Raw genomic sequence first — 13,152 nt, forward strand, 5'->3', positions numbered from 1 at the left:
GCACCCGCTCGATGACGAGGGAAGACGAAAGGAGATCCCCTCCGCACGACCGCCGGCGACCGCTCGCGGGAACAAGCAGCCGTGATCGTTCACGCGTCACGCGGTGCGTGAGGCGTCAGGGCCACGAGTCCTGTCGCGTGGACGGTCGACCGGCGATCCGGGACGGGTCGCGGCGTGTGTCAGCGATCCGGGCGGGGATGGACCCGGCGCATCGGGTTCCTCGTCGGCCGCCACGGCGAACGGGACGCATCATGGCTTGCGGGCATTCGGGGGAAGGGCATTGTCGGGCTCCGTCACGGTCCGCAGGCGATGCCGCGGAAGGAGCCCCCTCTGTCATTGGCCTGAGAGCTTCGTCGGGATGCGCAGGGCAGCCGCGACTTTCACCATGGGCGGGAGCAGGATGCTCCACTTTTCAGAGTGTTGCGCAACGAAGCGGTCCTGGATGCCTGAGAGTTTCCGGGGCGGTTGCTCCTTCGGCGGCCAGCGTACTGGCTCTCTCCCGCTCATTGCCACGGTCAATCTAGCTCGGTTTGTGGCGGAATTGTGTTCGCTGGCAGAAGGCAGGCGGGTACGAAAGCCGCAGATCCGATCCGGAACAGTGGTCAACCTTGGGGGTTCCCATCCTTGCGTGCCGGCCCCTCCAGACAAGTCCGCGCCGTCCCGAGGAGATAGCGATGCCTGACATTGCTGGTTCCGTTCAAGCTTCGGTCCGGGTCGAGCGCTCGCTCGACGCCCTGAACTTCTTCCTGGCGGATGTGCGTGACGGCTTAGGCCCCTATTTGGCTGTCTATCTCCTGACGATCCGGCACTGGAACGAAGCCGAAATCGGTCTGATCATGACCATGGCCGGCTTGGCGGCCCTCGTGGCTCAAACGCCCGCTGGAGCGCTGATCGATGCCACGCACGCCAAGCGGGCCGTGATCGTGATTGCGGCGCTTGTGGTCACGGCCGGATCGCTGCTGCTGCCCTTCCTCTCGTCCTTCTGGCCCGTCGCGATCTCCCAAGCGGCGGTAGGCGCCACCGGCTCGGTGTTCGCACCGGCCATCGCGGCGATCACCCTGGGCATCGTCGGTCACGCTCACTTCGCCCGCCGCACCGGTCGCAACGAAGCGTTCAATCATGCCGGCAATGCCTTCGCGGCAGCCGCCGCTGGCGCGGCCGCGTACCTGTGGGGCCCGATCGTCGTGTTCTTCCTCATGGCCGCGATGGCACTGGCAAGCCTGATCAGCGTGCTGATGGTGCCGGCCCATGTGATCAATCATGAGCAGGCACGGGGCTTCAGGGACGGCACGATCCCGGCGGGCGACCAGCCTACCGGGATGAAGATCCTGGTCACCTGCCGGCCGTTGCTGATCTTTGCTGTCTGTGCCGCGCTGTTTCATCTCGCAAACGCCGCCATGCTGCCGCTGGTCGGACAGAAGCTGGCGCTCCAGGACAGGAACCTGGGCACCTCCCTGATGTCGGCCTGCATCGTGGCCGCCCAGGTCGTGATGGTGCCCATGGCCATGCTGGTGGCCCACAAGGCGGACCGGTGGGGCCGCAAGCCGCTGTTCCTGGCCGGGTTCCTGATTCTGCCGATCCGTGGCGTGCTGTATACCTTCTCCGACAATCCCTACTGGCTCGTTGGCGTGCAGTTGCTCGATGGCATTGGAGCTGGTCTGTATGGCGCGCTGTTTCCGCTCATCGTGTCCGATCTGATGGAGGGCACCGGCCGGTTCAATGTGGCTCAGGGAGCGGTCGCGACGGCACAGGGCATCGGAGCCTCGCTGTCCACGACCCTCGCCGGCATCCTGGTCGTGAAAGCAGGCTACTCGGCAGCCTTCCTGGTGCTGGCCGGTGTCGCAGGAGCAGGTCTTGTCCTGTTCTGGACGATGATGCCCGAGACCAGGATCCCGGTCCCCGATGCGACCGCAGAGCAGACGGCTCTCGACACAAAGGCTCTGCCGAGCGGAACCCGGTGATGGAGATCGGCAGCCTGGCCAGTGCGGCCATCTTCATCCTGACCTACGGCGGCGTTGCGCTCGGGCGCATTCCGGGGCTTCGCCTCGACCGCGCCGGCATCGCCCTGCTTGGGGCCGCAGGCATGCTTGCAGCGGGTGTTCTCACACCCGAGGAAGCCTACCGGGCTGTCGATCTCGACACGATCACGCTGCTTCTCGGCATGATGATCATCGTGGCGCATCTGCGGCTGTCCGGGTTCTTTCGCCTGGTGACCGGTTGGGCGATCACTCATGCCCACTCACCCGTGGTTTTGCTGTCCGTTGTCGTCCTGACCACAGGCGTTCTCTCGGCCTTTCTCGTCAACGATGCCGTCTGTCTGGTGATGGCGCCGCTCGTGCTCGATGTGACGACGCGGCTCGGCCGCCGGCCCGTGCCCTATCTCCTGGCTGTGGCCATGGCGTCAAACGTGGGAAGTGTCGCGACCATCACCGGGAATCCCCAGAACATGATCGTCGGGGTGATCTCCCAGATCCCCTATGCGGCCTTTGCGACCTTCCTCGCGCCGGTGGCGATCGCAGGCCTGCTGATCGTCATGGTCCTGGTCAGGTTTCTATGCTCGAACGAGTTCCAAAGCCGGAAGGGGCTCACCGCCGAGCCGGGAGCCTCCCGGATCCACAAGCCGCAGATGAGCAAGGCCATCCTCGTCACCGCGGGTGTGGTCGCTGCGTTCTTCGCCGGCATTCCGGTCGCCAAGGCGGCCATTTCCGGGGCGGCGCTGCTGCTCGTGACGCGGCAGGTGAAGCCGGGAAAGGTGTATCGTCAGATCGACGGCCCGTTGCTGCTGATGTTCGCCGGGCTGTTCATCGTGGTGGCCGGGGCTGAGAAGGCCCTGCTGTCGCCCGACCTGATTGAGGCGGTTCATCACCTGAAACTGGCCGACACCTGGGTTCTGACCGGGGTCACGGCCGCTCTGTCGAACCTGGTGAGCAATGTACCGGCCGTGCTCGTGCTCAAGCCCTTTATCCAGGGACTGCCTGACCAGCAACGGATATGGCTGGTGATCGCCATGGCCTCGACGCTGGCCGGCAATCTGACCATCGTGGGCTCGATCGCCAACCTGATCGTGGCCGAGAAGGCACGCGCGGCTGGCGTCGAGATCGGATTCAGCGCCTACCTGCGCATCGGCGTGCCGGTGACTCTGCTGACGCTGGCGGTCGGAGCATGGTGGTTGTCGAGCCTGTCCGGGTCATAGCGCATGCCGTCGAGGACCAGGCCGACCAACCTGCTCCGGAGCAAAGGTCCCATGGTCAGGGGGACAGGAGACACGGTCAGGGATTGCGCAACTCCGACCCCACCGACGTCCGTGGCAATGCAGACCTCGGCATTGACTCTATCGGCAATTTGGCTGGATCAGCCGGCTATGTGGCGTAGATTGATGATGCGGCGGGAGTAAACTCCCGGACGATCCGTGGCACGGTCAAAAGGCCGGCACGAGAGCGAAGGGGCGGCAATGGCAATTCGGTTTCTCGGGCAGGTTATGGGTGCCGGCCTTCTGGTCGCCGGATCGCTTCTGGGGCCGGGGATCTCCGTCCAGGCGGCCTCTCCTGGCATCCCGCATTATCCGTGGGACCTGCGCAAGAAGAATCCCGCGCATTATAGGGCATACCTGAAGATCCTGCCGGCCGGGTTGAAGCGCACGCCCTGGTTTGGCCGGTTTGATGGGACCGGCATGCCAGTTGAGCAGGTGGCGGTGGACAGCAGGATGTACTTGACGGGTGCGATCTGCAAACCGCACGATTGCGCTGACAATTACCTCACCTTCCTGGTCGCGGCTGATGGATCGCGTGCCGTAGCGATGGTCAAGGCGAGAGAGACAAGCGGCCAGATCGTGGAGCTCGGACATCCGACACCGGCTGAGCGGCAGTTCATGGCCAGGGAATTTCAGGAGTGACTCTTGCCTGATCAACAGGCAAAAGCGCACATTATCAGCGGGTGGCGAACCAAAAACAGGCATTCAAGTGCTTCCTGCCTCGTCGCTGTGCAGGTCTACTGCGTGTGGACCAATGCCCAAGCCATAAGCCACGCGAGCAGAATATGCGCCGGAATGCACCGAGAGGGCGTCGCGCCCAAGAGGAGACGTGTGTCGATCGTGTCCTGAGGCGGGCCAGCCAGGCCGCCGCTCTCCTGTGTCTCTGGGGCGCTCACCCCGTCCTCGCCGGAACGCCCGAACCCGCTCCGGTGGTTCCGCCCATCGTCAGCGAGGAACTTCGCTCTGCCGGAGAAGCCGGACCGACATTGGCCTTCATGCAGTTCTGCGAACAGCATCCCCGGGAGTGCTCGATCGACTCCTCCGAGCCGGACACCATTCCGCTGACCGATGACATCTGGGCCTCTCTTCAGGAGGTCAACAAGCACGTCAACCTCACGATCGTGCCGGTGGCCGACCAGGATCACTGGGGCGTCCCGGATCGCTGGGATTATCCAGACGACGGTCTTGGAGACTGCGAGGACATTCAATTGCTCAAGCGCAAGCTCCTGGTTGAACGGGGACTGCCGCGACGAGCAATGCGCATGACGGTTGTCATCGATGAACTGGGCGCCGGGCATGCGCTGTTGAGGGTGCGCACGGATCGGGGCGATCTCATCCTGGACAACAAGAGGGATGCGGTTCTGCCCTGGCGGCAAACAGGGTACGTCTACGTCAAGGGTGAGGGAACGGACGGCAAGGCCTGGGTCTGGTTTGGGGATCAGATCGCACCCACCGCGACCGCTGCCAAGTAACCGCTGCCAAGTAACCGCTGCCAAGTTACCGCTGCTCCGGCACTCTGTGAGGGGGGCGGTGAGCACGACGTCGGGAGACGATCCTCGCATCTTCATTTTGATTGTTGCGAAGCTCCATAGCGGAGGCCGTCCATGATGAGGCTCACGAGCCTCCTCGAGCGATCCTGCCAATCCGGCCCGTCCGATGCAGAGTAGATGCTCGAGAGCGCATGCAGGACGTCGGCGCTGTTGGCATCCGGCCGGATCGTACCCGCCTGAGTTGCTCTTTCCATGAGTGATCTGAACGCCAAAGGGACGGCTCCGGACGTCTGCGCAAAGAGCGGCGAATTCGACTCGAGGAGAAGGCGCAGGCTATCGCGCATCCCACGCTTGGTCGCCATGTATCCAACGAAACGTTGCATCCATTCAGCCAGGGCCTCATCGGGTTCGTTGGTTCGGGCCAGTTCCTCCGCTGCGGCTACCAGCCCCTCCACTTCGCGGCGGTAGACCGCCTCAATCAGCACCTCGCGGGTGGGGAAATGACGGTACAGCGTGCCCGACCCGACACCGGCCTCGCGGGCGATTGCTTCGAGCGACGCATCGACGCCGGAGCTTGCAAAGGCCTTGGCGGCAACCGCGATCAGTCGGTCGCGGTTGCGCCGCGCATCCGCCCGCAATGGCTTTGCCTCCATCGGGGCCGTCTCTTGAGGATTTCTGTCCGACCGCACCAAACCCGCCCGTTCTCAACTCTCTACGAATTTCTTTGGACCGGCCTTGATCCCGGATTCGCGGCCTCTATCTCGATCGAAACGGAGAGGCCTCCGTTTAGGTAGAGCTTCCACGGATCTTATGGCACTCAAATGCCCCCCTGTCATCGGCAGGCAAGGCGGAGGGCGGTCGATCCCTGGAGCACAGCGGAGAACCTACGTTCCCAAGGGGAGGTAGCTCATGGCGAGTGCGAGACCAGTGAAACTGGATATCAATGGGGAGGAGAGGACCCTGACCCTGGAACCCCGCGTGACACTGCTCGATGCCCTGCGGGAGCACCTTCACCTGACCGGCACCAAGAAAGGCTGTGATCAAGGCCAGTGCGGCGCATGCACGGTGCATGTCGACGGGCAGCGGGTTCTCGCCTGCCTGACGCTCGCGGTTCAGGCCGAGGGCTGCGCCATCACGACGATTGAGGGACTGGCCGGACCGGACGGCACCCCGCACCCCGTCCAGCAGGCCTTCATGGAAGAGGACGCCTTTCAATGTGGCTACTGCACGCCAGGCCAGATCATGTCGGCGGTTGCGTGCATTCGCGAGGGACAAGCCGGCTCCGACGATGAGATCCGTGAGTTCATGGCGGGCAATCTCTGCCGCTGCGGGGCCTATCCCCATATCGTATCGGCCGTGCGCAAGGCAGCAGAGGCAGCAGAGGCAGCAGAGGCAGCAGAGGCAGCAGAGGCAGCGGCATGATGAACTTCGATTACTCCCGCGCAACCAGCCTTGAACAGGCCGCAACGCTTGCCCGGCGTCCCGGCGCGATGCTGCTGGCCGGCGGCACGACGCTTCTCGACCTTGCAAAATGCGAGGTCGCACGTCCGGAAACAGTCATCGACCTGACACGGCTTCCCGACTTGGACATGATCACCGTGGGCGAGAACGGAGCGATGATCGGAGCACTCGCCACCATGAGTCGCGTGGCTGATGATCCGAGCATTCGGCAGCACTTTCCTGCCATCGCAGAGTCCTTGCTCTTGGCCGCATCGGGGCAACTCCGCAATATGGCGACCATTGGCGGAAATCTTCTTCAGCGCACCCGCTGCCCGTACTTCCGCGATCCAGCCGGCTTTCCGGCCTGCAACAAGCGCAATCCAGGCTCCGGCTGTTCAGCCATCGGCGGGATCACCCGCGATCATGCGGTTCTCGGCACCAGCGACCATTGCATTGCACTTTACCCTGGCGACCTTGCCGTTGCACTGACGGCCTTGGGAGCGGCCATCCAGACCACCACCCGCACCATTCCGATCGAGGAGTTCTTCCTGACGCCGGACGCGACGCCCGAGCGGGAGACTATCCTGGAGCCCGGCGAAATCATCACATCCGTGGCGGTCCGGGCAACGCCGCTTGCCGCGAACTCCACCTACCTGAAAGTCCGCGACCGCCAATCCTATGAGTTCGCGGCTGCGAGTACGGCTGTCGGGCTGGACCTCGAGGCCGATGGCGTGACGATCCGAGACATCCGTGTGGCGCTTGGGGGCGTCGCCACGAAGCCATGGCGTGCCACAGCGGTCGAGGATGCCCTGCGTGGCCGCCGCTTGGATGAAGGCACTGTCCGCGAGGCGAGCCTCGCTGCCGTCGATGGCGCGACATCCCATGGTGGCAACGCCTACAAGATCGAACTTGTGCCGCGCGTCGTCGCCCGGGCAATTCTGAAGGCTGGAGGCATCCAATGACCGTCATCGAACCCCGGGTGAAACATGGCGATGCCTCGGACGGGTCTCCGTCCGGCGGCCCGCTCGGCCGTGAGATCGTCCGCACGGACGGCCCCCAGAAGGTTCAGGGCACCGCGACGTATGCTCTGGAGCATCGGCTGGAAGGCCTTCTCCATTGTGTGATTGTCCAGTCCACGGTTGGGGCCGGGCGGATTGTGGCGGTCGATCGGAGTGCCGCAGAGGCAAGTCCGGGCGTGCGCCTCGTGCTTGATGCCGGATACAGCCTGATGCTCAAGTCGCAGCCGGACTTCTTTGGCAATGAGCCGGACGGCGACGATTACACCCCGTTCGCCACTGATATCCACCACAACGGCGAGATTGTCGCGGCCGTGGTCGCGGACACCCTGGAGCAGGCACAGGCGGCAGCACACCTCGTACGGGTCGAAGTTGAGCCCGGGCCGGTCATCGCAACACACGATGATCCGCGGGCCGGTCACGGCAATCCTGTTCCTCTGGACAAGGATTGGGGCGACCCGGACGGTGCGCTCGCAGCAGCGCCCGTGGTGATCGAGGCGACCTATGAGACGCCTCGAGAGTATAATGTCCCGATCGAGCCGCACGGTCTGATCGCCCACTGGGAGGCCGACGATCGCCTCACCGTCTATGAACCGAGCCAGTGGGTCGACGGCATGGCCAACCACTACGCGACGTGGTTCGGTCTGCCGTTCGAGAATGTCCGCGTCGTCTCACCGTTCGTCGGTGGCGGATTTGGCTCCAAAGGCCAGGCGCTGCCGCACTCCGCGGCGGCCGCTATTGCGGCCAGGATGCTGCGCCGGCCGGTCAAGCTCGCCGTATCACGGCCGCAGACCTTTACCGCCTATGGCGGCCGGCCGGCCACGCGGCAGACGCTGAAGCTCGGGTCCACAAAGGACGGGGAGCTTCTCGCCATCGATCACGACGGGTCGAATGAAACCGCCGCGAACGCAACGTTCATCGAGACGCTCGGTGTCGTCACGTCCATGATGTATGCCGTTCCGAATTTCCGCTCGCGCCAGCGGATCGTGCCGGTGCACACCGTGACCCCGGGTGCCTTCCGCGCACCGGGAAAGAACCCAAGTGCTTTCGCACTCGAATGCGCGATGGATGAACTCGCCATCGAGCTTGGGCTCGACCCAGTGGAGCTGCGTCTGCGCAATGAGCCGGATGTCGATCCTGAAACCGGCAAGCCGTGGTCGTCGCGGCGCCTCCGGGAGGCCTATGCCGCGGGAGGGCAGGCATTCGGCTGGGCGCAACGCAATCCCGTGCCGCGATCGATGCGGGACGGCCGTCAGCTGATCGGCTGGGGCATGGCCTGCGGAACGCACCCGGTCTATTCGAGCCCTGGAGAGGCGATGGTGAGAATCCTCGCCGACGGCTCGGTCGAGGTGCTGTCAAGTGCCATCGACATGGGGACGGGCACGTACACGATCCTCGCGCAGACGGCCGCCGACGCCCTTGGCGTCCCTGTTGAACAGGTGACGACAAGGCTCGGGGACTCGCGCCTGCCTCGCGCACCGGTGGCCGGCGGCTCCCAGCTTGCCAATCTGATGACCGCCGCCGTCCATACGACCGCGCTCGCAGCACGGGAGGAACTGATTGCGCTCGGCCTCACAGATCCCAATTCGCCCCTGCGGGACCGCGCCAACACCCTGATCATCGATAGCGGAAGAATCGCGCCGCCGAGCGGCGAGGGGATCAGCATTGCCGAACTGATGGCGGCGACCGGGCGGGATGTTCTTGAGGTCACCCGTGACACGCTGCCGCGGAAGGAGCGGTCAAGCGCCGAACGCCTGAAGTTCTTCACCACCTTGGGCGGAATGGAGAGAGGGACAAGCATCCCGAAATCCCGGCACTCGTTCTGCGCCCACTTCGTCGAGGTGAGGGTGGACGAGGATTTCGGTACAATCCGCGTGTCGCGCGTCGTCTCCGCGCTCGATGCCGGGCGGCTTTACAATCCGAAGCTTGCCGACAGCCAGTTCAAAGGCGGCATCGTGATGGGGATTGGCATGGCGCTGCTGGAGGAAGGCATCACTGACCCGCGCAATGGACGCATCCTGAGCGCAAACCTTGCGGATTATCGGATCGCAACGAACGCCGACATCCCGCACATCGAGACCATCTCGGTCGGAATCCCCGACTTTGACGCAACACCGCTGGGTGGAAAGGCGGTGGGTGAGCTTGCAATTGTCGGTGTCGCGCCGGCCATTGCGAACGCCGTGTTCCACGCAACCGGCAAGCGTATCCGGCGCCTTCCGATCACACTGGAAAGCCTGTTGTGAGGTGATCTTTTCTCGGGCTCGCTCAATGGGATCGGGCAATGGTTGAACGCGCACCTGTCCTTTGGAGGACAGACCTGCCGGATGATGCACCAGCAGCGCCCGCGTTTGCCGGCGCCGCAACTCCGCTCGAGATCCTGCGGTTCATGGCGGAGGCGGATCGGCGCGGTCAGCGCGCCGCTTTGGTCACGATCACGGGTCTCACGGGCTCCTCATCCCGACCCGTCGGGACGCTCATGGGTGTGGCGGAGGACGGTCGCTTTGCTGGTTCCTTCTCGGGCGGATGCATTGAGGCCGCCGTTGTCGCCGAGGCCATGGAGGCCATACGGGATGGGCGGCCGCGGCAAGTCCGCTACGGTGCCGGCTCTCCCTATATCGACATCAGGCTCCCATGCGGCGGGGGCGTGGATCTGCTGTTTCTTCCCATGTCCGATGCGGAGGCCATACGACGGGCGGTCTCATGCCTTGAGGCGAGGCAGCCACTCACTCTGTCTCAAAGCATATCGGGCGGCCTGCTCGTCCTGGCAGAGAACGGCCAGCTCCGGACCGGCTGGCGAGGTGAGGCGTTCGTCTCGTGGTACGCGCCACTGCTCAGGCTGGTTGTCGTCGGCCATGGTGTCGAGAGCTTGGCGTTGATCCAACTCGGGTTGGCCTCCGGAGCCCAGGTGGCGCTGCTGACACCGGATGAGCGTCTGATAGCGTCTGGCGTCCGATTAGGAGCCAATACGAACCTTCTTTCGAGCTCGGGTCCGTCACCGACCCTGGTGGCAGATCCCTGGAGTGCGGTCGTGTTCCTGTTTCACGATCATGCATGGGAGCACTCGCTTCTCGAACGAGTGATCACCCAGCCTTGGTTCTTCATCGGCGCAATGGGCAGCCGTCGGACCCATGCGGGCCGCCTGGAGCAGCTGCGCGAACGCGGGGCCTCAGAGGAGGACCTAGCCTGCATCACGGCGCCACTCGGCTTGATCCCGTCTGCACGCGATCCCATGACCTTGGCCCTTTCAGCGCTCGCCCAGGTGGTTGATCGCTACCGGCTCGTTGTCGCCACAGAACAAGCATCGGTGCGCCAAGTGCCACCTCAGTGAACGAAGGGGATGTCACATCGGCTGAGTATAGCCGCTGGGCTGCCCGACGAGGTCAGTTTTTACAGCGCCCTTCGGAGTACATGCTCGAATGCAGGCTCGGCGGTCCGCATCGTTTTCCTGAGCGAATGGCGGCCTCGTTCTGCATGAGGCGTCCGTTGATCATGCCATGCCATCCTCGCCACAAGGTCTTGCTCAGATGGCCTTGATCCAGCGACCCCCGTGCAGCTGTCCCATCGCGGCGCCGGGGTTTTGGCTTTCTGATGACCGGGGTTCTCCCCCGTAGGCTTGATCACGCACCCCCTCTTTACCGGTACGATCCCAAAGCAACCGGCGAACACGTCTTCACGGACCCGGACTTCATATTTTAAGACGAGCAGCCCCGGTCGTCACCGGGGCCGTTAACCCGGCAGACAAAGGGGACAGAAGATGCGGGTACCATCAAGCGCTGAGGCCTACTTCCTCCAACTCGTCAACGATGCCCGCGCGGTCGCCGGGATCCGGCCGTTCATCGTCGACAGCGAACTCATGTACGCGGCCGATTCCCACAACCGGTGGATGGACAGCGCGGACACGGTTTCCCACACAGGCTGGAACGATTCAAGTGCCGGCGAGCGGCTGACGAACTAAGGCTACGCATGGCTGGATCAGGGCGAGAACGTCGCCTACCTGAGCGGTACCCTGTCCGAGACGACGACCCGCCAGTTGTTCGACGACCTGATGAAGTCGCCCCTGGACCGGGCCAACATTCTCAGCGGTTCGTTCGACGAGACAGGGATCGTTCTCGGACAAGGCACCCTCGACGGCGAGAGCGTCGTGTTTCTCACCCAAGCATTTGCCAAACCGACCGACGCGGAGCGGGCAGAGTCGTACGACAAGGTCGGGACCTTCCTCGGCACCGACGGCGACGATGTGATCCGCGGATCGGACGGAGTGGACGTGATGTATGGTGGTGCCGGAAACGACATCTACCACATGAACAGCGTCAACGACCAGATCGGCGAGAGGCTCGGCGAGGGATACGACCACGTCTACTCCTCCGTTGGGGCCTATATGGCCGGTGAGCAGGTGGAGAGGATCACCCTCACCGGATCGGCCGGCGTGAGCGCTACGGGCAACAACCTGAACAACAGGATCACCGGCAACGCCGGGTCCAACCACATATGGGGTTCGGGAGGAAACGATATCCTGAACGGCATGGGCGGCAAGGACCACCTGTCGGGCGGCAGGGGCAGCGACACCTTCGTGTTCAACTCGGCGGAGGATGCTCAGGGCGACATCATCGAGGACTTCAACTCGTTCGACGATCCCTACACCCTTCAGGGCAGGGACAGGATCGACCTTTCCGCCATCGACGCGATGACCAAGCTCCCAGGCGATCAGGCGTTCACGTTCATCGGTACGGAGCGGTTCCACAATGTGCCGGGCGAACTCCACTACTACCATCCCGGCGTCGTCTACGGGCGCAACTGGGGCGACACATACATCTCCGGCGACACGAACGGCGACGGGAAGGCCGACTTCGCGATCAAGCTGCCCGGCTGGCAGATGCCCTCGACCGACGACTTCATCCTCTGAGGGTCGAGTTCCCCTTCCGTCGCAGAACGGAACGCGTTCGCACTGCGGCGCCGACCAAGCGCCGCAGCGCATCCGGAGCGCTGGCGGCACCCTCAAACGCGTCGACGTGATACGAAGAGTTCTGGCACTCGGGCCTTCACGTTCATCGGCAGCCAGTCGCTCCACAAGGCGGCGGGTGATCTGAAGGCCCGCAAGTCGGGCGGCCACTCCTCCGTGGCCTGGACCTCAACGCTCTCCGGAGAGCCCGCGGCCCGGCCTGGGAGGAGGCAAGGGCGATTGTCGATCGTGTTGCTGTCTCTCCGGCACGGGATGTGGCCCGGACTATGGAGGTGATCGATCTCTCCTTACGCAAGGCGCGGGCCAACGCGTGGCATACTTAGGGCCGAGTCACGTTTTCGAGGCAGCCCTAAGTCATTCCGCCGATCCAGGTCTGCTTCACCTGCAGGGCCTCGTCGAGGAGAACCAGGTCGGCGCGATAGCCCGGGGCGATGCGGCCCATCTCATGGTCCAGGCGCAGGAACCGGGCCGGGATGAGCGATGCCATGCGCAGCACGTCCGGCAGGGCAAGGCCCAGGCGCTCCACGCTGTTGCGCACGGCGCCCGCCATGTCGAGGTCGGACCCGGCGAGCGTCCCGTCCGCCGTGGTGAGCCGTCCGTCCCGGCGGTAGATCGTGCGGCCGTGCAACTCGAAGCCGGTCAGGTCCGTGCCGGTCACCGCCATGGCGTCGGTCACCAGCATCATGTGCTCGTGGCCCTTGGCCGCGATGGCGACCCGCAGGGCGGCGTCGCTCACGTGGCGTCCGTCGACGATGAGCCCGCACCAGGTGTCCGGGCTGTCGAGGGCCGCGCCCACCGGGCCCGGATCGCGGCCGGCGAGCGGCGGCATCGCGTTGTAGAGATGGGTGAAGCCGCGCAGGCCGTGGCGGACCGCCTCCATGACCGTGGCATAATCGCCCGCCGTATGGCCGGCGCAGACCAGCACGCCCGCTTCCGCCAGCCGCGCGATCGCCTCCAGGCTGTTGCGCTCGGGCGCCAGCGTCACCAGGGTGCGGC

At 64.4% G+C, this 13,152-nt stretch carries 12 protein-coding genes and 1 riboswitch; of the genes, 10 read left to right on the top strand and 2 right to left on the bottom strand.

The features are described from left to right. Positions 1-423: 423 nt before the first annotated feature. Positions 424-512, bottom strand: a riboswitch (glycine riboswitch). A gap of 162 nt (positions 513-674) precedes the next feature. From OCW50_RS15035 to OCW50_RS15050, 4 genes are all read left to right on the top strand, one after another. After that, positions 675-1,961 (top strand): MFS transporter, encoded by a 1,287-nt coding sequence (locus tag OCW50_RS15035; protein ID WP_262298125.1) that lies wholly within the window; start codon positions 675-677, stop codon positions 1,959-1,961. Beyond that, the gene (locus OCW50_RS15040; protein WP_262298126.1) at positions 1,961-3,193 is read left to right on the top strand and encodes an anion transporter; all 1,233 of its coding nucleotides are present in this window, start codon (positions 1,961-1,963) and stop codon (positions 3,191-3,193) included. Before OCW50_RS15035 ends, OCW50_RS15040 begins: the two co-directional genes overlap by 1 nt. Positions 3,194-3,451: 258 nt before the next feature. Continuing rightward, a complete protein-coding gene (locus tag OCW50_RS15045) occupies positions 3,452-3,892 on the top strand; it encodes an Ivy family c-type lysozyme inhibitor (RefSeq protein WP_262298127.1) in 441 nt (146 codons plus the stop codon). 344 nt (positions 3,893-4,236) lie between these two features. After that, the gene (locus tag OCW50_RS15050) at positions 4,237-4,722 is read left to right on the top strand and encodes a transglutaminase-like cysteine peptidase (RefSeq protein ID WP_506323696.1); all 486 of its coding nucleotides are present in this window, start codon (positions 4,237-4,239) and stop codon (positions 4,720-4,722) included. Between the two features lie 92 nt (positions 4,723-4,814). Here OCW50_RS15050 and OCW50_RS15055 read toward each other — a convergent pair whose 3' ends face one another. Further along, entirely contained in the window at positions 4,815-5,393 is a 579-nt protein-coding gene (locus OCW50_RS15055; protein ID WP_262298128.1) for a TetR/AcrR family transcriptional regulator, read from the bottom strand. Between the two features lie 256 nt (positions 5,394-5,649). Between OCW50_RS15055 and OCW50_RS15060 the strand changes: the two genes are divergently transcribed. The 6 genes from OCW50_RS15060 to OCW50_RS15085 all read left to right on the top strand — a co-directional run bounded on the left by OCW50_RS15060 (position 5,650) and on the right by OCW50_RS15085 (position 12,099). Then, positions 5,650-6,162 carry a (2Fe-2S)-binding protein gene (locus OCW50_RS15060; RefSeq protein ID WP_262298129.1) on the top strand — a complete coding sequence of 171 codons (513 nt, stop codon included), beginning with the start codon at positions 5,650-5,652 and terminating at the stop codon, positions 6,160-6,162. Beyond that, positions 6,159-7,142, top strand: a complete 984-nt coding sequence (locus OCW50_RS15065) for an FAD binding domain-containing protein (RefSeq protein ID WP_262298130.1) — start codon at positions 6,159-6,161, stop codon at positions 7,140-7,142. The genes OCW50_RS15060 and OCW50_RS15065 overlap by 4 nt, the downstream gene beginning before the upstream one ends. Further along, positions 7,139-9,439: a xanthine dehydrogenase family protein molybdopterin-binding subunit gene (locus tag OCW50_RS15070; RefSeq protein ID WP_262298131.1), complete on the top strand. Its 2,301-nt coding sequence runs from the start codon at positions 7,139-7,141 to the stop codon at positions 9,437-9,439. Before OCW50_RS15065 ends, OCW50_RS15070 begins: the two co-directional genes overlap by 4 nt. Before the next feature lie 38 nt (positions 9,440-9,477). After that, positions 9,478-10,524: an XdhC family protein gene (locus OCW50_RS15075; protein WP_262298132.1), complete on the top strand. Its 1,047-nt coding sequence runs from the start codon at positions 9,478-9,480 to the stop codon at positions 10,522-10,524. A gap of 426 nt (positions 10,525-10,950) precedes the next feature. Continuing rightward, complete coding sequence (locus OCW50_RS15080) at positions 10,951-11,151, top strand: CAP domain-containing protein (RefSeq protein ID WP_262298133.1); 201 nt, start codon at positions 10,951-10,953, stop codon at positions 11,149-11,151. Between the two features lie 90 nt (positions 11,152-11,241). After that, positions 11,242-12,099: a calcium-binding protein gene (locus tag OCW50_RS15085; protein WP_262298134.1), complete on the top strand. Its 858-nt coding sequence runs from the start codon at positions 11,242-11,244 to the stop codon at positions 12,097-12,099. A 406-nt stretch (positions 12,100-12,505) separates the two neighbouring features. Here the strand turns inward: OCW50_RS15085 and OCW50_RS15090 are convergent. Next, positions 12,506-13,152: N-acetylglucosamine-6-phosphate deacetylase (locus OCW50_RS15090; protein WP_262298135.1), on the bottom strand; the 647-nt coding region annotated here is incomplete at its 5' end.

Source organism: Microvirga sesbaniae (assembly GCF_025460805.1).
In the GTDB taxonomy this organism is placed as follows: Bacteria; Pseudomonadota; Alphaproteobacteria; order Rhizobiales; family Beijerinckiaceae; genus Microvirga; species Microvirga sesbaniae.

Coding starts and splice junctions, on each gene's coding strand:
- OCW50_RS15040 (WP_262298126.1), top strand. CDS start 1,961: ATGGAGATCGGCAGCCTGGCCAGTGCGGCCATCTTCATCCTGACCTAC.
- OCW50_RS15045 (WP_262298127.1), top strand. CDS start 3,452: ATGGCAATTCGGTTTCTCGGGCAGGTTATGGGTGCCGGCCTTCTGGTC.
- OCW50_RS15085 (WP_262298134.1), top strand. CDS start 11,242: ATGAAGTCGCCCCTGGACCGGGCCAACATTCTCAGCGGTTCGTTCGAC.
- OCW50_RS15070 (WP_262298131.1), top strand. CDS start 7,139: ATGACCGTCATCGAACCCCGGGTGAAACATGGCGATGCCTCGGACGGG.
- OCW50_RS15055 (WP_262298128.1), bottom strand. CDS start 5,393: ATGGAGGCAAAGCCATTGCGGGCGGATGCGCGGCGCAACCGCGACCGA.
- OCW50_RS15035 (WP_262298125.1), top strand. CDS start 675: ATGCCTGACATTGCTGGTTCCGTTCAAGCTTCGGTCCGGGTCGAGCGC.
- OCW50_RS15065 (WP_262298130.1), top strand. CDS start 6,159: ATGATGAACTTCGATTACTCCCGCGCAACCAGCCTTGAACAGGCCGCA.
- OCW50_RS15060 (WP_262298129.1), top strand. CDS start 5,650: ATGGCGAGTGCGAGACCAGTGAAACTGGATATCAATGGGGAGGAGAGG.
- OCW50_RS15075 (WP_262298132.1), top strand. CDS start 9,478: ATGGTTGAACGCGCACCTGTCCTTTGGAGGACAGACCTGCCGGATGAT.
- OCW50_RS15080 (WP_262298133.1), top strand. CDS start 10,951: ATGCGGGTACCATCAAGCGCTGAGGCCTACTTCCTCCAACTCGTCAAC.